Below are 21615 nucleotides of genomic sequence, written 5' to 3'. Positions count from 1 at the left end.
CCTTAGCTCTGCGACGGATGACGTTTGCCAATCGGCATCGCCGGGGCCGCCGGGCGGCTTTCACGTTCGCGGGTGATCATCTCCAGCGCCTCTTCACGGCTCATGCTGCTGGCCGGTGTCACCAGGGTTACCACTACGGAGGCCACCAGGCTGGTCAGCACCGACGGGATACACGGATTGCCCCAGAAGGCCAGCCAGTTGCTGTCCATCAGCACCGCCACCGAGGCACCGGCACCACCGGCCAGGGCCGCAACCGCCCCCTGCCAGTTGAAGCGCGTCCAGAAGCGACCGAGGATGGTGCAGATAAACATCCCGGACATGATCATCGAGATCATTTTGGTGATGTAGCTGATGATGTCGTTAGAGGTCAGCGCGAAAAGCAGCGCCAGGGCGATAACCAGCACCAGGAACATCCGCGACAGGCGAATCGCTTTTTCCGGCGCGGGCATATGGCCCGTCACCAGGGTGTAGAGGTCGCGCAGCATAATCGACACTGCGGCAATGGCATCGGAGCTACCGGAAGACATATTGGCCGACATCCCGGCAATCAGGATCGCCATACCCAGCACCGGCGGCAGCACCTGGGTGGCAAACAGGAAAGCAAAACCGTTGTTTTCGAGGTTCGCATTCATGGTCCACACCGCCATGCCGATAATGGCCGGCAGGAAGGAGAAACCAAGGTACAGCAGGCCGGTGATGGTAAAGGACTGGCGAACAGAAGAGACGGTTTTCGCCGAGTAGATACGCTGACGATAGGATGGCGTTGCCAGTACACCGACGCCGATAACCACCGCCAGCGACAGCGCAGGAAGTACGCCGAGTTTATCGACGGCAAACAGGCTTTGCGCCGCCGGGTCGACCGCCTGCTGAATATGGCTCCAGCCTCCCACGTGCTGGACGGCAAAAATCGCCATCAAAATAAAACCGACGAACAGAATGATCGACTGAACGGTATCGATCCAGACCACCGCGGAGTAACCACCAATACCGACATACACCACAAACGCCAGCGCAATAATAACTTTAGCGACATTAATATCAATACCGCTGGCCCATGCCAGATATAAGCCGCCCCCTAATATATGGGCGCCAAGCCAGCCAATTGAGGCAATAAAAATCAGGATCGCTACCAGGTTTTTAATAATTTTACTGCCGCCGGTATAATAGGACATCTCTTCGCTCATGGTCATAAAGCGAAATTTACGCACCGGGGCAAATAACCACGCCACCAGCAGAATCCCCACCGCGCCGCCGAGGCCGTACAGCATCCCCGCCCAGCCGTTACTGTAGCCAAACCCCACGGCCCCGACGCTCGAACCGGTACCGACCATCGTACCCACCGTCGACCCGAGAGTCAGAAACATCGGCAGGGAGCGGCCACCCAGTAAGAAATCATCACCGTTCTTCTGTTTACGTGACACATACCAGCCGAGGGTAATCATCGCGCAGGCATAAACGGAAAACCAAATCAGGAATGACATATTATTCATTGCTCACATCCAGGCGTAATAAATAATATTCGTACCGCTGAATATTATGAGTTAATCGTAACGATGCCAGAAAAAAGGCAAAGTAACCCTGCTCGCGCCGATTGAGGTATTCAATCTGGCACAACTATCACATTTTTATGGTTGACGCCCCATCCGATGGTGGGGCGTTATTATTTATCCGCGCGCGGCGTTATAGCAGGTCACATCCACTTCGACTTTACAATCCACCACCAGATCGGCGACGCAGCAAATACGCGCGGGCGGATTCTCGCCAAAGAACTCGCGGAACACTTTATTGAATGACTGGAAATAGCGTGAATCCGTCAAAATCACTTTCACATGCACCACATCCGCCAGGGTGTAGCCGGCTTCTGTCATGATATCGACGCAATTCTGAATCGCCAGGCGCGACTGCTCAACAATGCCGCCCTCAACCACTTCGCCATTTTTCATCGGCGTCTGGCCGGAGACGTACAACCAGCCCCCGGCTTCTACCGCCCGTGCGAAAGGCAGATGCTGGCCGCCGGTTCCGGTTCCGCCTTCGACGCCATAACGTTTAATGCTCATACTTCACTCCTTCGTCCATCTGGCGACGCAGGAAACGCCCTGCGCGCCCGGTAATTTTTTTATCGCTGCCGTAGCTCATCACACCATTCACCATCACCGCCTCAATCCCTTCTGCGGGCTGTTTCGGGTCGGAGAAGCTGGCCACATCCCGCACCGTCAGCGGATCGAACAGCACCAGGTCGGCAAAATAGTCCACTTTAACCAGCCCACGCTGCGGCAGGCGGAAACGCGCTGCCGACAGCCCGGTCATTTTGTGAATCGCCGTGGTCAGCGGAAACAGTTGTTCATCACGGCTGTAATGGCCCAGTACGCGAGGGAAAGCGCCCCACAAACGCGGATGCGGCATCGGATCGTTGGGTAACCCATCGGAGCCGATCATCGTGACCGGATAGCGCATCACCCGACGAACATCCTGTTCGTCCATGTTGTAGTAGATAGCGCCGGCCGGCATCAGCTGTGCCGCCGCATCAAGCAGGCTCATCTGCCAGTCGCTGGCAATCTGCTTGAGCGTTTTACCCGCCTGTTCCGGTCGGGATTCCGACCAGGTAATCACGATATCGAACTCATCGGTCACCTGTTTCATGTCCAGCGTTGAGGAGCTGGCGGAATAAGGGTAGCAATCGCAGGCTATCTCCTGGTGCTGGCGCATCTCATCGAAAAAGGCCAGCGTCTCGCGGGTGCGTCCCCAGTTTTTTGCCCCAGCGCACTTATGATGCGACACCACCACCGGAACGTTGCCGTGGCGACCGATGCGAAACGCTTCGTCAAGGGCGTCCAGAATCGGCTCGAATTCAGAACGCAGATGGGTGGTATAGATGCCCTTCTCCGCCGCCAGCTCTTCCGCCAGCGCCATCACTTCTTCAGTGGTGGACTGAAACGCGCTGGCATAGGCCAGGCCGGTACTCAGACCCAGCGCCCCCTGGCGTAACGCATCACGTAGCTGGACGCGCATTCCGGCAATTTCGCGATCCGTGGCAGGACGGAACAGATCGTCCATATGGTTATTGCGCAGCGCAGTATGGCCAATCAACGTGCCGACGTTAAGCGACGGCCGGGCGGCTTCTACCGCATGGGCGTAAGCCTCAACGGTAGGGTAGATAAACTGATCCTGTTCACCCAGCAGGTTCATCGGGTCGGGAACAGCACCGCGCATGGTCGCCATGGCGGCGCTGATCCCGCAGTTCCCGACGATCACCGTGGTCACGCCCTGGCTCAGTTTTGGCAGATACTCCGGCATGCGAATGACGTTGATATCGTCATGGGTATGCACATCAATAAACCCCGGCGCCAGCACGCGGCCCTCGCCGTCAATCTCGTGCCCGGCGTCCACCTTCAGCACCGGCGCAATCGCCACAATGCGATCGCCCTTCACCGCCACATCACCGCGATACTGCGGCCCACCGCTCCCGTCAATCACCGTGACATTCTTGAACAGCCAGTCAACCTTCATAGCAATTACTCCCTTTCGACTCTGCCGACAAGTTAACCATTTACAAGGTGAAAAAACAGTGGAAAACTACGCAAAATCCAGATCGTTTTGTGATACTTTTATTCATAACGAATAACATTTAAGTATTAAATCAATAATAATCAACAAGATATAAATGATACCCTGATAAACATCGAGTATAAAACCTGAAAGGATAGTGTTATGAAATACCATTCCGCTACGCTTGTCCCGCACAAATCTGCCGTGATGGCCTCCCCGGCGAACCTGTTGGCAGAAGACGTCTGCCTGCCCGCCGCACTGGTGAAAAAAACGGCGCTGGAAAATAACATTAGTTGGATGCAGCGCTATGCCGATGCCCGCGGTGTCTCGCTGGCGCCGCATGGTAAAACGACGATGACGCCGTGGATTTTTCAGGCGCAGCAGCAGGCCGGGGCATGGGCTATCGGAGTGGGCAGCGCCTGGCAGGCCAGCGCGGCGATGGCCAGCGGTATTCAGCGCGTCCTGATGGTTAATCAACTGGTCGGCAAAGCCAACATGCAGGTGGTCTCGCAGCTGAAAGCGCATTACCGGGCGGTGGATTTTATCTGCTGTGTGGATAGTGCAGCCAACGCCCGCGCCCTGTCGGCGTTCTTCAGCGCCCGTCAGCAGACGCTGGACGTTCTGATCGAACTGGGCGTTCCCGGTGGGCGCTGCGGCTGTCGTAGCGTGGAAGATGCCCTGGCGCTGGCCCAGTTGGTGGCCGATCTGCCGGGCCTGACACTACGCGGGCTGGAGCTGTACGAAGGGGTACTGCACGGCGACGATCCGCAGCCACAAGTAGAGGCGCTGTTACAGCAGGCCGCCACCCTTGCCTGCCGGATGGCGTCGCTGGTTGACGGGGAATTTATTCTGACCGGCGCCGGAACCGTCTGGTATGACGTGGCCTGCAACGTGTGGCTGGCCGCGCAAAAACCACCGCGCTGCCGGATAGTGATCCGCCCGGGCTGCTACATCACCCATGACATGGGGATCTACGACATAGCCCAACGGGAACTGATCGCCCGCGATCCGATCGCCTGCGATCTGGCGGGGGATCTGACCTCCGCGCTGGAGCTGATGGCGATGGTGCAGTCGGTTCCTGAAGCGGATCGCGCGGTGGTCAATTTTGGCAAACGCGATTGCGCCTTCGATGCCGGGCTACCACAGCCTGTCGCCCACTATCGCAACGGCCACGCGCTACCGCTGCCTGCCAACGAGATCGTCAGCGTCGGGATTATGGATCAGCACTGCATGCTGCGCCTGGCTCCAGGTTGCGATGTGCAGGTCGGTGACATTATCGTCTTTGGTACATCGCACCCGTGCCTGACCTTCGACAAATGGAAAACCCTGCTGCTGGTCGATGACGAGTACACCGTGCTGGAAGAGCTGGACACCCTGTTCTGATCGGGTTCCACGGTGGCGGTGTGACACCGGGGAATCTGTGCCGCGCGACTACGCGCTCAATGCGGCAATCTCATCGAACAACGAACGGCTAATGGTCACCCCGGATCGTTCGCTCTCCTCACGACAGAGATAGCGGCGTTCGCCGGGTAACCTGGCGCCTTGTGCCTGCATGTTGGTAAACAGCGTCTGCGCACGGGCCAGGTGTACATCGGCCTCCGCACCAAGAAAACGCTGCGGATCCAGCGCCAGAATCAGCTCCCCACCGTAGGGCAGCCCGCCCGCACCGTTATCCCAGGCCAGCGATTCCGCGCTGGTCATATCGCCAATCAGCGGCCCGGCCAACAGTTCCACCATCGCCGCCAGCGCCGAGCCTTTATAGCCACCGAAGGTCAGCATCGCCCCGGACAGGACTTCCCCGGCATCGGTGGTTGGCTGGCCCTGGCTGTCGATTCCCCACCCTTCCGGCAGCGATTTTCCGGCACGCTGATGCAGTTGGATCTCACCGCGTGCCGCCACGCTGGTCGCCATATCAAAAATAAACGGCGGCGCCTCGCCCCGCGGCCAGCCAAAGGCGATGGGATTGGTGCCAAACAGCGGCAAAGTCCCGCCGGCTGGCGCCACCCAGGCATGGCCCGGCGTACAGGCCAGCCCGACCAGACCAGCCTCGGTTAAGGGTTCGATATCGGCAAACAGCGCCGAAAAATGCACGCAGCGGTTGATCGCCAGCGCGGCGATGCCGCTATGACGCGCCTTCTCCACCAGCAGCGGCAGCGCCCGCTCAAACGCCAGCAGCGAAAAGGCACCGCCGGCGTCGACCCGGACAATTCCCGGCGCCCGGTCGTCGATCTGCGGTTCGGCATCGGGAGACACCTTGCCTTTACGCAAGGTGGCAATAATCCCCAGCAGCCGCCACAGGCCGTGGGAAGCGCAGCCATCACGCTCCCCGCCGGTCACGTTGCGCGCCACTGCCGCCGCGTGTTCCTCACTGAATCCATTGCTGCTCAGCGCCCGCATCGCCAGCGCGTAAGCTTCGGGTAACGAAAGGGTTACCGTATCCATGACCTTCTCCTCTACTCTTCTTCGTCTCCGCTAAAGTTAGCCTGGGGAAGACAACTGCGCGCGCCCCAGTAATAAATGCCCAGCGACATCACTGCCACTATCACCGTATCCCAGGGATGGGGCAACGCATTAATCCCACCAAAACTGCCGGCCCAGGAAAAGAGCATAATCAGCGCGTAGAAGACAATCAGCCACAGCGAGGACTTCACCTGCTGCGCCAGGCTGACGGTATGTACCGGCACTTTGCTTTTGCACAGGATGTAGACCACAAACATGACGATCTGCAGCCCCAGCAGCCAGGAGAGCGTATTCCAGCCGGACCAGTAGACAATCAGCGCCGAGATCATAAACGACACCGGGCCAATAACAGCGAACGCCCGCACGCGGAACGGACGCGGCAGATCCGGCGCATTGCGGCGCAGCCCGGCGGCGGTGACCGGCGCAATCGCATAGCTCAGCACCAGCGCGGCCGACACCACGCTAATCAACTGCTCCCAGGAAGGGAACGGCAGCGTCCAGAAAATCGACAGGCCAAAGGTCAGCCACAGCGCCGGGCGCGGGATCCCGGACTCCTTATCAATGTAGGTAAAGGCTTTAAAAAAGGTCCCGGCTTTCGCCCAGCCGTAGATAACGCGCGGCGTGGCGTTCATATAGATATTGCCCGTGCCGCTCGGCGAGATAATCGCATCGCTGATGACCATAAAGGCCAGCCAACCCATCCCCAACGTAATCGCGATATCACGATACGGCAGCGAGAACTGTTTGCTCACCTCCGCCCAGCCACCGCTTAACATCTCGGTCGGAATACTGCCGAGAAACGCCAGCTGCAGCAGCACATAGATAATGGTCGACAGCACCACCGACAGAATCAGCGCCACCGGGATAGTACGCTGCGGGTTCTGCACCTCACTGGCGACGGAAATAATCGGCGTCAGCCCCAGATAGGCAAAAATGATCCCCCCGGCGCTGATCGCCGCTTCTACACCGGACATGCCGAACGGGGCAATCCCCTGAGCATGCAGGTTTTCCGGTTTAAAGAAGGTGAAGAGCGTGATGACCACCAGCAGCGGAACGAGGAACTTCAGCACGCTGATAAAGTTATTCGAACGGGCGAAGGTTTTGACGCTGTAGTAGTTCAGACTAAAGAAGAAGCACAGCAGCAGAAACTGTACCAGCCAGCCCAGCAGGGTTGGCGAGCTGGAACCCGGTTGCGTCAGCGCCGGGAACCAGGCTGCAGCATACTGACGGGCGGCGACGATCTCGATCGAAATCAGGCTTGAAAAGGCGATCAGCGTAATGAAACCCAGAAGATAGCCCATCAGCTCGCCGTGAGAAAAGACCGGATAACGGATAATCCCCCCGGCACGCGGCAGCGCCGCCCCCAGTTCGCAGTAGACAATCCCCAGCAGCAGCACCGCCACGCCGCCAATCACCCAGGAGGCGATCCCGGCCGGTCCGGCGATCGACGCCACGTGGCTGGCGGCAAATAACCATCCGGAACCAAAAATCGCCCCCAGGCCAATAAACGTCAGATCGGTTAACGTCAGCTGCTTTTTAAACTTACCCGACTCAGCCACGCGGGTTTGACTGTTATGCGTAGAGTGAATAGTCATCGTGATGCCCTTGCGTCAACATGAAGGGGAAATGGCTTCCCGGGTCCACTGGCCGTTCACCAGGCGCAGCAGGTTCAAAGGGTTCGCATCCTGCAAGGCCGGTGGCAGCAACCCAGCGGGGGCGTTCTGCAAGCAAACCGGTCGCAGAAAACGCTCTATCGCCCGGGTCCCTACCGAGGTGCCACGCGCATCGGTGGTCGCCGGCCAGGGGCCGCCGTGAACCATCGCGTCACACACTTCCACACCGGTGGGATAGCCGTTAAACAGCACCCGTCCGGCTTTTTCACTGAGCAACGGCAACAGGCGCCCCGCCAGCAGGCGATCGTCCGCCTCCGCATGCAGCGTGGCAGTCAGTTGCCCCTGCAGCGCGTTAACCACGGCCATCAGTTGGGCCTCGTCCGCCACTTCCACCAGCACGGAGAGCGGGCCAAACACTTCGCGATGCAGCAGACTATCCGGCGCCAGCAGCTGTTCCGCCGTCGCCAGATACAGCAGCGCCTGCGCCTGTTGAGCACCGGGCGCTATCCCACTAGCCAGCCGCTGTACGCCCGGACAAGCATCGAGGGCATCCACTCCCGCGTGATAGTGCTGTAGCGTAGGCGCGTTAAGTAACACCTGAGCGGGAGCCGCCTGTACCTGCTCGCACAGCGCCGCTTTCAGCGCCGTCAGCCCCTCTCCTTTGAGCGCCAGAATCAGCCCGGGCCGGGTACAAAACTGCCCGCCGCCGAGGGTAAACGAGCCCACCAGCGCTTGTGCCAGCGATGTCGCCCGTGCGGCCAACGCCTGCGGCAAAATAATCAGCGGGTTAATCGCCGACATTTCGGCAAACAATGGGATCGGCTGAGGACGCTGCTGCGCCAGCTGGTACAGCGCTTTGCCCCCCGCCAGCGAGCCGGTGAACCCCACCGCCTGGATCGCAGGATGACGCACCAGATCGGCGCCAATATCGTGACCAAAAATCATATTGAAGACGCCGCCGGGGAGGCCGCATTTCGCCACCGCCCGGACGATAGCCTGCGCCGTCTGTTCTGCGGTAGCCATATGTCCCGGATGGGCTTTCACCACCACCGGGCAGCCGGCCGCCAGCGCCGAAGCGGTATCGCCACCGGCGGTGGAAAACGCCAACGGGAAGTTGCTGGCGCCGAACACAGCCACCGGGCCTAATGCGCTCTGGAATTGCCGCAGATCCGGGCGCGGCAGGGGCTGACGTTCTGGCAATGCAGTATCAATGCGTACCCCGAGAAAATCGCCGCGCCGCAGCACGTCGGCAAACAGCCGCAGCTGGCCGCTGGTTCGCGCCCGCTCACCCTGCAGGCGCGCCAATGGCAGCGCCGTTTCGGCGTGGGCCAGGGCAAAAAACGCCTCCCCCAGCCCGTCCAGCTCATCGGCTATGGTGTCGAGAAAATGCGCCCGCTGATCTGGGGAAGTCGCGGAATAGACGCTAAACGCCTGCGCCGCCGCTTCAGCCGCCAGTGCGGCCTCCTCCCGGGAGGCCGGATAAAAACGCTGGCCAGTGGTCTCACCATCCGCCGCCCGTAGGCTCAGTAGCGTGGCTTCACCGCTGGCTATACGACGGCCGGCAATAAACTGCCGCCCCGCCGTCATCGCTGTGTCGCTCATCATTGCCCCCTGACTCACAGGCCCACGTCCGGCAGCACAGGACGCGTTGCCAGCGCCTGTTCCACAATCTTCACGACCTGCTGACGGGTCTCCCCTTCCAGCGCCAGACGTGGCGGACGGGTCACCTCGCTACCGCGGCCCAGCAACGCTTCGCACAGCTTGATGCACTGCACCAGGTCCGGGCGCGCATCGAGGTGCAGCAGCGGCATAAACCAGCGATACAGCGCCATCGCTTCGTCATAGCGTTTCTGCACGGCAAGACGGAACAGCGTCTCGCCTTCGCGTGGGAAGGCATTCGACATGCCGGAAATCCACCCTTCAGCCCCCACGGCAATGCTCTCCACCACCACGTCGTCGAGACCGGCAAACAGCACGAAGCGGTCGCCCACGGTATTGCGCAGGTCGATGAAACGGCGGGTATCGCCGGAGGAGTCTTTGAAGCAGACGATGTTGTCGCAGTCGGCCAGGGTGGCGAGGATGTCCGGCGTCACGTCGTTTTTGTAAATCGGCGGGTTGTTATAAACCATAATCGGCAGGTCGGTGGCGGAGGCCACGCTACGGAAATGGGCGGCGGTTTCATGCGGTTTTGATGAGTAGACCAGCGCCGGCATCACCATAATCCCGTCGACGCCCACCCGCTCAGCCTCTTTCGCCATCTTCTGGGCAAAGGCGGTGGTGAACTCCGCAACGCCGGCGATCACCGGGATTTTGCCGCCCGCGGCATCCTTCGCCACTTCGATAATCTGCAATTTTTCTGCGGTGGTCAGCGAGGTGTTTTCGCCGACGCTGCCGCACACCACCAGCCCGGACACGCCGTCTCTGACCAGGTTTTTCATCACCGCATGGGTGGCGTCTAAATCGAGGGAATAATCTTGACGAAACTGCGTGCTGACTGCCGGAAATACGCCGCTCCAGTGAATCGCTTTATTGCTCATGCTCGGTTCCTTGTCGTCATTTTGTTAAGTCGAAGTGAATGAATGGTGAATTTTCACTGACAGATTGACGTTTCATGGACCCGGCGGCTTGTCGGTTTTCTTCCAATACGATGACGAAATTAGCACAATCACCAAAAGTGTGAGCCGGCGATTACCCCGCCAGCGTCAGGCGGAAATCCCGCGGCGTGGAGCCGGTCATCGCCTTAAACTGACGGCTGAACGCGCTGTGATCGGTATAGCCACACTGCAGCGCAATGTCGGTAATCGGCGTCTCTCCCGCCAGCAGTTCGGTGGCTTTTTCGAGACGAACTTTGTGGATCATCTGCCGGGGCGTGAGGTGAAAGATCCGTTTGCAGTAGCGTTCGATCTGCGCCACCGACATGCCGCTTAATACCGTCAGCTCCTCCATTGAGATCGGCCGATGATAGTGGCGGCGAATATGATCGTCGACGATCGCCAGCCGCTGCCACGCCGGATGCCGGGCATGCGCTTCCTGCAGATCGTGGGAGATCCCCGCCATGCCGATCACCTGGCCGTGAATATCACGCAGCGCCAGTTTTTGCGTCAGGCACCAGCCGCGTTCGCGCCCGTTATAGAGGTGCATTTCCAGCTGGTCGCGCAGGGTCACGCCCTCTCTGAGCACCCGCAGATCCTGTTCGGTATAGCCCTGCCCCAGCGCCGATGGAAAGACGTCGGCCGAGGTTTTCCCCAGCAGCGAGGTGACGCTTTTAAAGCCGCAGCGGCGGGCCAGCGTCAGGTTTGCCAGCAGATAGCGCGCCTGGGCATCTTTGATAAAAAAAACCACGTTGGGGATCGCATTCAACAACGGCGCGATTAACGCCAGCGCATTGAGCAATGCCGGCATATTTTCCGGACGTTGACGCGCCAGCCCTTCACAAATCTGACTCAGCTCATCGACGGCCAGATCCGTCGTATCAGCCGGAGCAAGCTCCGGAGCAGCAGCAGTAACGCAGAACATAAGGCTTCCTCATGGCGGGTAACGGGAGGATATTTATTCACATACCAGTAACACATCAAGCAGCAACACCGCGTTTTGCGATCCTGACTGCGGTTTCTGCTTTCCCCTTAATACGTCGCTGGCGTTCTGACGACTTTCGGTTTACCACAGCATTAAACGAATGATTAATAATAAATAATTATGGTTTCTTCGAGTAAGAGAACACGGCGATTGTGCTAATTTCGTCATTTTCTTTGATGAAAGCGCTCAAGCAGGAGACGGAATGTTGCGCCAGCATGATGAAACATACTGTTAACTTTCGGAGCGCATCATGACTGTGCCACGCCACGCTATTGAACTCAGGGCCATCGATTCTCATACCGGCGGCGAGCCGACCCGGCTGATTATCGACGGCTTTCCGGACCTCGGCGACGGCAGCATGGCCCAGCGCCGTGAACGCTTTGCCCGCGACTTCGACCACTGGCGTCAGGCCGTTATCCTTGAGCCGCGCGGCAACGATGTGCTGGTTGGCGCGCTGCTGTGTAAACCCGTTTCGCCCGAGGCGACGGCGGGGGTTATTTTCTTCAATAACGCCGGTTTCCTGAACATGTGTGGGCATGGCACCATCGGGCTTATCGCCTCTCTCGCGTGGCTTGGGCGGATCCAGCCCGGCACGCATCTGATTGAAACGCCGGTGGGCAACGTCAGCGCCACGCTGCATGAAGACGGCAGCGTATCGGTGGAAAACGTCCCGGCCCGGCGCTGGAAAAAACGGATCAGCGTCAGCACCGCGGTGGGAACCGTCACCGGCGATATCGCCTGGGGCGGCAACTGGTTTTTCCTCATCAACGATCACCCTTATACCCTCGAACCAGAGCAGATCCCGGCCCTCACCGACTATGCGTGGGCGGTACGTGAAGGGCTGGAAGCCGCCGGGATCCGCGGCGATGACGGCGGCGAGATCGACCATATCGAACTGTTTGCCGACGACGCCGAGGCCGATAGCCGCAGCTTTGTGCTCTGTCCGGGGAAAGCCTGGGATCGCTCGCCCTGCGGCACCGGGACCAGCGCCAAGCTGGCCTGTCTGGCGGAAGACGGCAAGCTTCAGCCCGGCGAACGCTGGCACCAGGCCAGTATTATCGGCAGCCAGTTTAGCGCCCACTATGCTCTTCGCGACGGCGACATTATTCCCACGATCCGCGGTGCAGCCTGGGTGTGTGGCGATACGCGTTTGATCCTCAACCCGGACGATCCCTTCTGCTGGGGGATCGTGCCGTGAACCACTGCGATGTCATCGTGATCGGCGCCGGGATCGTCGGTGCCGCCTGCGCCTGGCAGCTGGCAAAACGCGGTCAGAGCGTGATCCTGCTCGACGATCGCCAGCCGGGAGCCACCGCGGCCGGCATGGGACATCTGGTGTGCATGGACGACGATCCCGCCGAACTGGCGCTCTCCGCCTGGTCACTGGCGCGCTGGCGCGCCCTCACTCCCCGGATGCCCGAGCGCTGCGCCTGGCGCGGCTGCGGTACCTTATGGCTGGCGGAAACGGCGCAGGAGCTGGAGATTGCCCGGGAAAAACAGCGGCGCATGGCGGAATACCAAGCCGCCAGCGAGATGCAGACACCCGCACAGCTGATGCAGCGCGAACCGCAGCTGCGAGCAGGGCTGCACGGCGGGCTGTGGGTTCCCGGCGACGGCATCGTGTATGCCCCCGAAGTCGCGCGCTGGTTTATTGCTGATGCCGGAGACAATATGACCTGTCTGACAGAAGGTGCCACCGACCTCGACGAACCCACGGTGGTACTGAGCAGCGGAAAACGGCTGCGTGCCGCGGCGATCGTGGTCGCCTGCGGGCTTTCCGCCAACACGCTGCTGGCGGAAAACTGGCTACGGCCCAAGAAAGGCCAGCTGGCGATCACCGACCGCTATGGCCCGTTGCTCCATCATCAGTTGGTCGAGCTGGGCTACGGCGCCAGCGCCCACGGCGGCGGCACCTCGGTAGCGTTCAACGTTCAGCCGCGGCCCACCGGCCAGTTGCTGATCGGCTCGTCGCGACAGTTTGATACCACAGAACGCCAGCTCGATTTACCGCTGCTGGCGCAGATGCTTGACCGCGCCCGGTACTTCCTGCCGGCGCTGGGCGAGCTGAATATTATCCGCTGCTGGAGCGGCTTTCGCGCCGCCTCGCAGGATGGCAATCCCCTGATAGGCCCGCACCCGACGCGCCAGGGAGTGTGGCTGGCGCTAGGCCATGAAGGGCTTGGCGTGACCACCGCGCCTGCCAGCGCAGAGCTTCTCGCCGCCCAGCTGTTGGGCGAACGCTGCCCGCTCGCCCCGGACGCCTGGCTGCCGGAGCGCCTGCTGAAGAAAGAGGCTATCGCATGAGTGAAACTATCCCGGTGGTGATTGAAGGCGAGCGCTGCGAAGTGCCGCCAGGCATCAGCGTCGCGGCGGCGCTGGCATTAACCGCGGACCCCACCACCCGGGTGGCCGTCGGCGGTCAGTCCCGCGCCCCTTTTTGCGGCATGGGCATTTGTCAGGAGTGCCGGGTGACCGTCAACGGACGGCGGATGCTGGCCTGCCAGACGCTGTGCCAGCCGGAAATGACCATTGAAAGGAGCCGCCATGCACAGTCTGCGCTGTGACGTATTCATTCTCGGAGCCGGCCCCGCGGGCCTGGCCGCCGCGCTGGCAGCCGCCTCCTGCGATAAACAGGTGGTGATCCTCGACGATAACCCGCTCCCCGGCGGGCAAATCTGGCGCGATGGCCCGCAGGTCGCCCTTCCCGCCCTGGCGCGCCGCTACCGTGCGGCCGTTGCCGCCGCGCCCAACATCACCGTGTTAAACGGTGCCCGGCTCATCGCCCGCCCGTCAGCCTGCAGCGTGCTGTTTGAAACCGCAGAGACCAGCGGGATTGTTGAGTGGCAAAAACTGATCCTCTGCTGCGGGGCGCGGGAGCTCTCGCTGCCGTTCCCCGGCTGGACCTTACCGGGCGTCACCGGCGCCGGCGGACTGCAGGCGCAAATCAAACATGGCCTGACCTTACAGGGCCAGAAGGTGGTGATCGCCGGCAGCGGCCCGCTGCTGCTAGCGGTGGCCAACACGGTGACCAAAAGCGGCGGCGAGGTACAGCAGATCGTCGAGCAGGCTGAGCTCAGCGCGTTGGTGCGTTTTGGCGCGGGCCTGTGGCGCTGGCCGGCAAAACTGCGTCAGCTGGCGACGCTCGCCCCGCGGCGCTATCTCAGCGGAGGCCAGGTGATCCGCGCTCACGGAGAGACGCAGCTGGAAGCGGTGACGCTGCGCCACCGGGGAATTGAGCGGACGATCCCCTGCCAACGGCTGGCGATCGGCTATGGCCTGGTGCCTAATATTGAAACCGCACTGCTCTTCGGCTGCGCGATTGCCGACGAAGCTATTGAGGTCAATCGCTGGCAGCAGACCAGCATCGCGGATATTTACGCCGCCGGCGAATGCACCGGCTTTGGCGGCAGCGAGCTGGCGTTGATCGAAGGTGAAATTGCCGGCTATGCCTGCGCCGATGCCGGTGAGCTGGCCCAGGCAGGCTTTGCCCGCCGCGCACGCTGGCAACGCTTTGCCGACGCGGTAAACCGCACTTTTGCCCTGCCGGACAGCCTGAAAAGCGCCGCCACCGCGGATAGCCTGCTGTGCCGTTGCGAAGATGTGCGCTGCGGCGAAGTGGCCGATGCCGAAAGCTGGCAGCAGGCCAAGCTGAGCCGCCGCTGCGGCATGGGCGCCTGTCAGGGCAGAACCTGCGCGGCCTCCGCCCGCTGGCTGTACGGCTGGCCGTTACCGCAGCCGCGAGAGCCGCTCTCTCCCGCCCGAGCCGACACGCTGATTGCGCTAGCCGGGCACCGCACCGAACGCTGACCTACTCCTCTTCGTCACCGCGCCCGGCCTGCTGACCGCCGCCGAGCGCAATAAACTCCTCCAGTAACCCGGTCAGCTGCTGCATCTTTTCCCGGGTGAACTGGGCTTCAATCTGGCGGTAAGCCTCTTCTACCTGCGCCTGCGCGCTTTCGTACAGCTTGTTGCCCGCCGGCGTCAGCGACACGTACAACTTGCGCTGATCGTTAACCGGCTTGAGGCGCAGCACCAGGCCGTCACGCTCCATGCGGGTCAAAATACCGGTCAGGCTCGGGCGCAATATACAGGCGCGAAACGCCAGATCGTGAAAATCCATCGACGGATTTTCCGCGAGGATACGCACAATACGCCACTGTTGTTCGGTGAGATTATGGCGTTTGACGATCGGCCGGAAATGGCCCATCGCGGCTTCCCGCGCCTGCAACAGCGCAATGGTTAACGAATCATGCATTACATATCCCCACGGTCACACACTCAATTCTATTAATAAGTTAATAATTAGCGCCTATCTTGCCATGACGCAACCGGTTTCTGCACCTGAAAAGTACCAGTCTTCGGCGTTAAATTTTATAACAACATGATTATAAACAAATAAAATTTTAAGGTGTAAATTTATTGTTAAACCGATCACAAAACATTCACTTCTGTTTGCCAAACCTTCCCACAAGGAATAAAAGATGATCATTAACATATTAATGAATGACACTTAGCATCCGACATCCGTACCAGAGGAGTGGTGAATGAAAGGTACTATCTTCGCCGTTGCGCTCAACCATCGTAGCCAGCTCGACGCCTGGCGCGATGCGTTCCAACAGGCCCCTTACAAAACGCCGCCGAAGACCGCGGTCTGGTTTATCAAACCGCGTAATACCGTGATTGGTAGCGGCGAGGCGATTCCACATCCACAGGGCGAAACCGTGCAGAGCGGCGCCACCGTGGCGCTGATTATCGGCAAAACCGCGCGCCAGGTTCCCGTTTCTGAAGCCGCGGCGTTTATCGCCGGCTATGCTCTGGCCAATGACGTCAGCCTGCCGGAAGAGAGCTTCTACCGCCCGGCGATCAAAGCGAAATGTCGCGATGGCTTCTGCCCGCTCGGCGACCTGGCCCCGGTACACAATTTGGACAATCTGACCATCGTTACCGAAATCAACGGCCGCGAAGCGGACAGCTGGAACACCGGAGATCTGCAGCGTAACGCCGCCGAACTGTTAAGCGCGTTGAGCGAGTTCGCCACTCTGAACCCCGGCGACGCCATTCTGATCGGCACCCCACATACCCGCGTGACGCTGCAGCCAGGCGACCGCGTCCGGATCCTCGCCGCAGGATTCCCCACGCTGGAAAACCCGGTGGTTGCAGAAGGAGAGCTGGCATGAAACAGGCACGTATTGAATGGCAAGGCCAGCGCCACGACGTCCAGGTTGACGAACGTGAGCAGGTGCGCCTCAGCGATGGCACCCTGCTGCAGGCGGGTGAATTCCGCTGGCTGCCTCCCGCTGACGGCACCCTGTTCGCGCTGGGTCTGAACTATGCCGATCACGCCAGCGAGCTGGAGTTTACCCCGCCGGAAGAGCCGCTGGTCTTTATCAAAGCGCCGAACACCTTTATCGGCCATCAGCAAGAATCGGTGCGCCCGGACAACGTCGAGTACATGCATTACGAAGCCGAACTGGTGGTGGTGATTGGCAAAACTGCGCGCCACGTCAGCGAGGCTGACGCCATGGACTACGTCGCCGGCTATACCGTCTGCAACGACTACGCCATCCGCGATTACCTGGAAAACTACTACCGTCCGAACCTGCGGGTGAAAAGCCGCGACACCTTAACCCCTATCGGGCCGTGGATCGTGGCGAAAGAGACGATCCCGGATCCGCATAATCTGACCCTGCGCACCTGGGTCAACGGCGAACTGCGCCAGCAGGGCACCACGGCGGATCTGATCTTCAGCGTCCCGTTCCTGATCGCGTACCTGAGCGAATTTATGACCCTGCAACCCGGCGACATGATCGCCACCGGCACGCCGAAAGGGCTGTCCGATGTGGTACCGGGTGACGAAGTGATCGTCGAAGTCGAAGGCGTCGGCCGTCTGGTCAACCGCATCATCAGCCAGCAGACGTATGAGGAGAAGCTGTCATGAAAAAAATAAACCATTGGATTAACGGCAAAAATGTCGCGGGTAGCGAGTATTTCCATACCACCAACCCGGCAACCGGCGAAGTACTGGCGGAAGTCGCCTCCGGCGGTGAAGCCGAAGTAAATCAGGCAGTGGCCGCCGCCAAAGAGGCGTTCCCGAAATGGGCTAATCTGCCGATGAAAGAGCGCGCGCGTCTGATGCGTCGCCTGGGGGATCTGATCGATCGTGACGTCCCGGAGATCGCGGCAATGGAAACCGCCGATACCGGCCTGCCGATCCATCAAACCAAAAACGTGTTGATCCCGCGCGCGTCGCACAACTTCGAGTTTTTCGCCGAAGTGTGCCAGCAGATGAACGGCAAGACCTACCCGGTTGACGACAAGATGCTCAATTACACCCTCGTGCAACCGGTCGGCGTGTGTGCGCTGGTGTCGCCGTGGAACGTGCCGTTTATGACCGCCACCTGGAAGGTCGCCCCGTGCCTGGCGCTGGGCAATACCGCCGTGCTGAAGATGTCCGAACTGTCGCCGTTGACCGCCGATCGCCTGGGCGAGCTGGCGCTGGAAGCGGGTATTCCGGCCGGCGTGCTTAACGTGGTGCAGGGCTACGGCGCCAGCGCTGGCGATGCGCTGGTCCGTCACCATGACATCCGCGCTGTGTCGTTTACCGGCGGCACCGCCACCGGGCGCAACATCATGAAAAACGCCGGGCTGAAAAAGTATTCGATGGAGCTGGGCGGCAAATCACCGGTGCTGATTTTTGAAGACGCCGATATCGAGCGCGCACTGGATGCCGCGCTGTTCACCATCTTCTCGATCAACGGCGAGCGCTGCACCGCCGGCTCGCGCATTTTCATTCAGCAGAGCATCTACCCGGAGTTCGTTAAACGCTTTGCGGAACGCGCTAACCGACTGCGGGTCGGCGATCCGACCGATCCGACCACCCAGGTCGGGGCGCTGATCAGTCAGCAACACTGGGAGAAAGTCTCCGGCTACATCCGTCTGGGGATCGAAGAAGGCGCCACCCTGCTGGCCGGTGGCCCGGACAAACCATCCGACTTGCCTGCCCATCTGAAAAACGGCAACTTCCTGCGCCCGACGGTGCTGGCGGACGTCGATAACCGGATGCGCGTCGCGCAGGAAGAGATTTTTGGCCCGGTGGCCTGCCTGCTGCCGTTCAAAGACGAAGCGGAAGGGCTGCGCCTGGCAAACGACATTGAATACGGCCTGGCGTCCTATATCTGGACCCAGGACATCAGCAAGGTTCTGCGCCTGGCGCGGGGTATTGAAGCCGGCATGGTGTTCGTCAACACCCAGAACGTCCGCGATCTGCGCCAGCCGTTTGGCGGCGTGAAAGCCTCCGGTACCGGCCGTGAAGGCGGCGAGTACAGCTTCGAGGTGTTCGCCGAAATGAAGAACGTCTGTATTTCCATGGGTGACCATCCGATCCCGAAATGGGGCGTGTAACCGTCATCCGTCGAGCCGCATCAACGTTGACTGCGGCTCAAACTATTCAGGTTATGTAAGGAGAACACCGCATGGGAACATTAGCCTTAGCCGCCAAAATTACTCACGTGCCGTCGATGTACCTCTCAGAACTGCCGGGGAAAAACCATGGTTGCCGTCAGGCGGCCATCGACGGTCATAAAGAAATTGGCAAGCGCTGCCGCGAAATGGGCGTCGATACGATTATCGTGTTCGATACCCACTGGCTGGTTAACAGCGCCTACCACATTAACTGCGCCGACCATTTTAAAGGCGTCTACACCAGTAACGAACTGCCGCACTTTATTCGCGACATGACCTATGACTACGACGGCAACCCGGAGCTGGGTCAGCTGATTGCCGACGAAGCGGTCAAGCTGGGCGTGCGTGCCAAAGCGCACAACATCCCCAGCCTGAAGCTGGAGTACGGCACCCTGGTGCCGATGCGCTACATGAACAGCGATAAACATTTCAAAGTGGTGTCGATCTCCGCGTTCTGCACCGTTCACGATTTTGCCGACAGCCGCAAGCTGGGCGAAGCCATCGTTAAAGCCATCGAACAATACGACGGGACCGTTGCGGTGTTCGCCAGCGGTTCGCTGTCGCACCGCTTTATCGACGACCAGCGTGCCGAAGAAGGGATGAACAGCTATACCCGCGAATTTGACCATCAGATGGATGAGCGGGTGGTGAAGCTATGGCGTGAAGGCAAGTTCAAAGAGTTCTGCACCATGCTGCCGGAGTACGCCGACTACTGCTACGGCGAAGGCAATATGCACGACACGGTGATGCTGCTTGGGGTGCTCGGCTGGGACAAATACGACGGCAAGGTGGAGTTTATTACCGACCTGTTCGCCAGCTCCGGTACCGGCCAGGTCAACGCCGTGTTCCCGCTTCCGGCCCAGGCGTAAGGAGCCTCTATGCCGCACTTTATCGCCGAATGTAGCGACAACATCCGCGAACAAGCCGATTTACCCGGCCTGTTCGCCCAGGTGAACCAGGCGCTGGCCGCCACCGGCATCTTCCCGATTGGCGGGATCCGCAGCCGCGCCCACTGGCTGGATACCTGGCAGATGGCCGACGGAAAGCACGATTACGCCTTTGTGCACATGACCTTGAAAATCGGCAGCGGGCGCAGCCTGGAAAGCCGGCAGGAAGTGGGCGAAATGCTGTTTGGGCTGATCAAAGCCCACTTCGCCGCCCTGATGGAAAGCCGCTATCTGGCGCTCTCCTTTGAGATTGAAGAGCTGCACCCGACGCTGAACTACAAACAGAACAACGTGCACGCGCTCTTTAAATAGCGCCCGAAGCCGACCCCGGCGGCGCTTCGCTCGCCGGGCTACCCGATGATGCCCATTTTCCGGTATTGCTACAGGAAGCCACTATGCTCGATAAACAGACCCGCACGCTGATCGCCCAACGGCTGAATCAGGCTGAAATGCAGCGTGAACAGATCCGCGCGATCTCCCTGGATTACCCGTCGATCACTATTGAGGATGCTTACGCCGTCCAGCGCGAATGGGTCGAGATGAAGATCGCCGAAGGCCGGGTGCTCAAAGGCCATAAGATCGGCCTGACCTCCAAAGCAATGCAGGCCAGTTCACAAATCAGCGAACCGGACTACGGCGCGCTGCTCGACGATATGTTCTTCCACGACGGCAGCGACATTCCTACCGACCGCTTTATCGTGCCGCGCATTGAAGTCGAACTGGCTTTCGTGCTGGCAAAACCGCTACGCGGGCCGAACTGCACGCTGTTCGATGTCTACAACGCCACCGATTACGTGATCCCGGCGCTGGAGCTGATCGACGCCCGCTGCCACAACATCGATCCGGAAACCCAGCGCCCGCGCAAAGTGTTCGACACCATCTCCGATAACGCCGCCAACGCTGGGGTGATCCTCGGCGGTCGGCCGATTAAACCCGATGAGCTGGATCTGCGCTGGATCTCCGCGCTGATGTATCGCAACGGGGTGATCGAAGAGACCGGCGTTGCCGCAGGCGTGCTGAATCACCCGGCCAATGGCGTCGCCTGGCTGGCGAATAAGCTGGCAGCCCACGACGTTCAGTTGGAAGCCGGGCAGATTATCCTCGGCGGCTCGTTTACCCGTCCGGTACCGGCGCGCAAGGGCGACACCTTCCACGTCGATTACGGCAACATGGGCGCGATTAGCTGCCGTTTTGTGTAAGGGGAAAGAGATGAATAACACCTTTAAAGAGGCGCTGCAGGCCGGTCGTCCGCAAATTGGTTTATGGCTGGGGCTGTGCAGCAGCTACAGCGCCGAGCTGCTGGCCGGGGCCGGATTCGACTGGCTGCTGATCGACGGTGAGCACGCGCCAAACAGCGTCCAGACCGTGCTGACCCAGCTACAGGCCATCGCGCCTTACCCCAGCCAGCCGGTGGTGCGCCCGTCGTGGAACGACCCGGTGCAAATCAAACAGCTGCTGGATGTTGGCGCACAAACCCTGCTGGTGCCAATGGTACAAAACGCCGATGAAGCGCGGCTGGCCGTGAAAGCCACCCGCTATCCACCGGCCGGTATTCGTGGCGTGGGCAGCGCCCTGGCGCGCGCTTCCCGCTGGAATCGTGTTCCGGACTATCTCCATCAGGCCAACGACGCCATGTGCGTGCTGGTGCAGATTGAAACCCGCGAGGCGTTGAAAAATCTGCCGCAGATCCTCGACGTGGAAGGGGTTGACGGGGTGTTTATCGGCCCGGCGGATCTCAGTGCCGATATGGGCTTCGGCGGCAACCCGCAGCACCCGGAAGTGCAGGCGGCCATTGAAAGCGCCATCGTCCAGATTCGCCAGGCAGGCAAAGCTCCGGGCATTCTGATGGCAAACGAGCAGCTGGCAAAACGCTATCTCGAACTCGGCGCGCTGTTTGTCGCCGTTGGCGTAGATACCACCCTGCTGGCCCGCGGTGCAGAAGCGCTGGCGGCACGCTTTACCGACGCAGCAACCACCACAACCGATAACAATAAATCCGTCTATTAAACGGA

Annotated in this window: 21 protein-coding genes and 1 pseudogene; 13 read left to right on the top strand and 9 right to left on the bottom strand. The window is 60.2% G+C overall.

Annotation, left to right across the window (positions count from 1 at the left end; all coding sequences use genetic code 11):
* Positions 1 to 2 precede the first annotated feature (2 nt).
* The 3 genes from ACMYSO_RS17210 to ACMYSO_RS17200 all read right to left on the bottom strand — a co-directional run bounded on the left by ACMYSO_RS17210 (position 3) and on the right by ACMYSO_RS17200 (position 3507).
* Positions 3 to 1490, bottom strand: coding sequence for a sodium:solute symporter family protein (locus ACMYSO_RS17210; RefSeq protein ID WP_434666254.1), 1488 nt, complete (start codon positions 1488 to 1490; stop codon positions 3 to 5).
* Between the two features lie 174 nt (positions 1491 to 1664).
* Complete coding sequence (locus ACMYSO_RS17205) at positions 1665 to 2057, bottom strand: RidA family protein (protein ID WP_434586462.1); 393 nt, start codon at positions 2055 to 2057, stop codon at positions 1665 to 1667.
* Complete coding sequence (locus ACMYSO_RS17200; RefSeq protein ID WP_434666251.1) at positions 2047 to 3507, bottom strand: N-acyl-D-amino-acid deacylase family protein; 1461 nt, start codon at positions 3505 to 3507, stop codon at positions 2047 to 2049. Before ACMYSO_RS17200 ends, ACMYSO_RS17205 begins: the two co-directional genes overlap by 11 nt.
* Between ACMYSO_RS17200 and ACMYSO_RS17195 the strand changes: the two are divergent.
* A pseudogene (locus tag ACMYSO_RS17195) lies at positions 3485 to 3629 on the top strand (hypothetical protein). The gene ACMYSO_RS17200 and the pseudogene ACMYSO_RS17195 overlap by 23 nt on opposite strands.
* Before the next feature lie 79 nt (positions 3630 to 3708).
* Positions 3709 to 4929, top strand: coding sequence for an amino acid deaminase (locus tag ACMYSO_RS17190; RefSeq protein WP_434666248.1), 1221 nt, complete (start codon positions 3709 to 3711; stop codon positions 4927 to 4929).
* 48 nt (positions 4930 to 4977) lie between these two features.
* Here the strand turns inward: ACMYSO_RS17190 and ACMYSO_RS17185 are convergent, their stop codons facing one another.
* The 5 genes from ACMYSO_RS17185 to ACMYSO_RS17165 form a co-directional block, all read right to left on the bottom strand.
* Positions 4978 to 5988: an Ldh family oxidoreductase gene (locus tag ACMYSO_RS17185; protein ID WP_434666246.1), complete on the bottom strand. Its 1011-nt coding sequence runs from the start codon at positions 5986 to 5988 to the stop codon at positions 4978 to 4980.
* An 11-nt stretch (positions 5989 to 5999) separates the two neighbouring features.
* Positions 6000 to 7601, bottom strand: coding sequence for an APC family permease (locus ACMYSO_RS17180; protein WP_434666244.1), 1602 nt, complete (start codon positions 7599 to 7601; stop codon positions 6000 to 6002).
* Between the two features lie 15 nt (positions 7602 to 7616).
* On the bottom strand, positions 7617 to 9221 hold the full coding sequence (locus tag ACMYSO_RS17175; RefSeq protein ID WP_434670828.1) for an aldehyde dehydrogenase (NADP(+)): 1605 nt from the start codon (positions 9219 to 9221) through the stop codon (positions 7617 to 7619).
* 14 nt (positions 9222 to 9235) lie between these two features.
* Positions 9236 to 10156, bottom strand: coding sequence for a dihydrodipicolinate synthase family protein (locus ACMYSO_RS17170; RefSeq protein WP_434586467.1), 921 nt, complete (start codon positions 10154 to 10156; stop codon positions 9236 to 9238).
* A 151-nt stretch (positions 10157 to 10307) separates the two neighbouring features.
* Positions 10308 to 11135, bottom strand: a complete 828-nt coding sequence (locus ACMYSO_RS17165) for a helix-turn-helix domain-containing protein (RefSeq protein WP_434666242.1) — start codon at positions 11133 to 11135, stop codon at positions 10308 to 10310.
* Positions 11136 to 11445: 310 nt separating this feature from the next.
* On the opposite strand from ACMYSO_RS17165, the gene ACMYSO_RS17160 reads away from it, so the two are divergent.
* The 4 genes from ACMYSO_RS17160 to ACMYSO_RS17145 are packed head-to-tail and all read left to right on the top strand — an operon-like array spanning position 11446 to position 15002.
* A complete protein-coding gene (locus ACMYSO_RS17160; protein WP_434666239.1) occupies positions 11446 to 12393 on the top strand; it encodes a 4-hydroxyproline epimerase in 948 nt (315 codons plus the stop codon).
* Positions 12390 to 13499, top strand: coding sequence for an NAD(P)/FAD-dependent oxidoreductase (locus ACMYSO_RS17155; RefSeq protein WP_434666236.1), 1110 nt, complete (start codon positions 12390 to 12392; stop codon positions 13497 to 13499). The genes ACMYSO_RS17160 and ACMYSO_RS17155 overlap by 4 nt, the downstream gene beginning before the upstream one ends.
* Entirely contained in the window at positions 13496 to 13759 is a 264-nt protein-coding gene (locus ACMYSO_RS17150; RefSeq protein WP_434666233.1) for a 2Fe-2S iron-sulfur cluster-binding protein, read from the top strand. Before ACMYSO_RS17155 ends, ACMYSO_RS17150 begins: the two co-directional genes overlap by 4 nt.
* Complete coding sequence (locus ACMYSO_RS17145) at positions 13740 to 15002, top strand: FAD-dependent oxidoreductase (RefSeq protein ID WP_434666231.1); 1263 nt, start codon at positions 13740 to 13742, stop codon at positions 15000 to 15002. Before ACMYSO_RS17150 ends, ACMYSO_RS17145 begins: the two co-directional genes overlap by 20 nt.
* 1 nt (position 15003) lies before the next feature.
* Here the strand turns inward: ACMYSO_RS17145 and hpaR are convergent, their stop codons facing one another.
* Positions 15004 to 15450: a homoprotocatechuate degradation operon regulator HpaR gene (gene hpaR / locus ACMYSO_RS17140; RefSeq protein WP_123757646.1), complete on the bottom strand. Its 447-nt coding sequence runs from the start codon at positions 15448 to 15450 to the stop codon at positions 15004 to 15006.
* A 289-nt stretch (positions 15451 to 15739) separates the two neighbouring features.
* Here hpaR and ACMYSO_RS17135 point away from each other — a divergent pair, with 289 nt between their 5' ends.
* The 7 genes from ACMYSO_RS17135 to hpaI all read left to right on the top strand — a co-directional run bounded on the left by ACMYSO_RS17135 (position 15740) and on the right by hpaI (position 21610).
* Complete coding sequence (locus ACMYSO_RS17135) at positions 15740 to 16372, top strand: fumarylacetoacetate hydrolase family protein (protein WP_434666229.1); 633 nt, start codon at positions 15740 to 15742, stop codon at positions 16370 to 16372.
* Positions 16369 to 17133, top strand: coding sequence for a fumarylacetoacetate hydrolase family protein (locus ACMYSO_RS17130; protein WP_434666226.1), 765 nt, complete (start codon positions 16369 to 16371; stop codon positions 17131 to 17133). Before ACMYSO_RS17135 ends, ACMYSO_RS17130 begins: the two co-directional genes overlap by 4 nt.
* Positions 17130 to 18596, top strand: a complete 1467-nt coding sequence (gene hpaE, locus ACMYSO_RS17125) for a 5-carboxymethyl-2-hydroxymuconate semialdehyde dehydrogenase (protein WP_434586478.1) — start codon at positions 17130 to 17132, stop codon at positions 18594 to 18596. The genes ACMYSO_RS17130 and hpaE overlap by 4 nt, the downstream gene beginning before the upstream one ends.
* 71 nt (positions 18597 to 18667) lie before the next feature.
* Entirely contained in the window at positions 18668 to 19525 is an 858-nt protein-coding gene (gene hpaD / locus ACMYSO_RS17120; RefSeq protein ID WP_123757650.1) for a 3,4-dihydroxyphenylacetate 2,3-dioxygenase, read from the top strand.
* A 9-nt stretch (positions 19526 to 19534) separates the two neighbouring features.
* A complete protein-coding gene (locus tag ACMYSO_RS17115; RefSeq protein ID WP_123757651.1) occupies positions 19535 to 19915 on the top strand; it encodes a 5-carboxymethyl-2-hydroxymuconate Delta-isomerase in 381 nt (126 codons plus the stop codon).
* Between the two features lie 83 nt (positions 19916 to 19998).
* Positions 19999 to 20802: a 2-oxo-hept-4-ene-1,7-dioate hydratase gene (gene hpaH / locus ACMYSO_RS17110; RefSeq protein ID WP_434666223.1), complete on the top strand. Its 804-nt coding sequence runs from the start codon at positions 19999 to 20001 to the stop codon at positions 20800 to 20802.
* Positions 20803 to 20812: 10 nt separating this feature from the next.
* Entirely contained in the window at positions 20813 to 21610 is a 798-nt protein-coding gene (gene hpaI, locus ACMYSO_RS17105; RefSeq protein WP_434666220.1) for a 4-hydroxy-2-oxoheptanedioate aldolase, read from the top strand.
* Positions 21611 to 21615: the final 5 nt, after the last annotated feature.

This window comes from Klebsiella sp. B345 (assembly GCF_051131735.1).
Classification (GTDB): domain Bacteria; phylum Pseudomonadota; class Gammaproteobacteria; order Enterobacterales; family Enterobacteriaceae; genus Klebsiella.
Note: the sequence above shows the minus strand (reverse complement) of the source record. Positions and strands in the feature narration are given on the sequence as shown.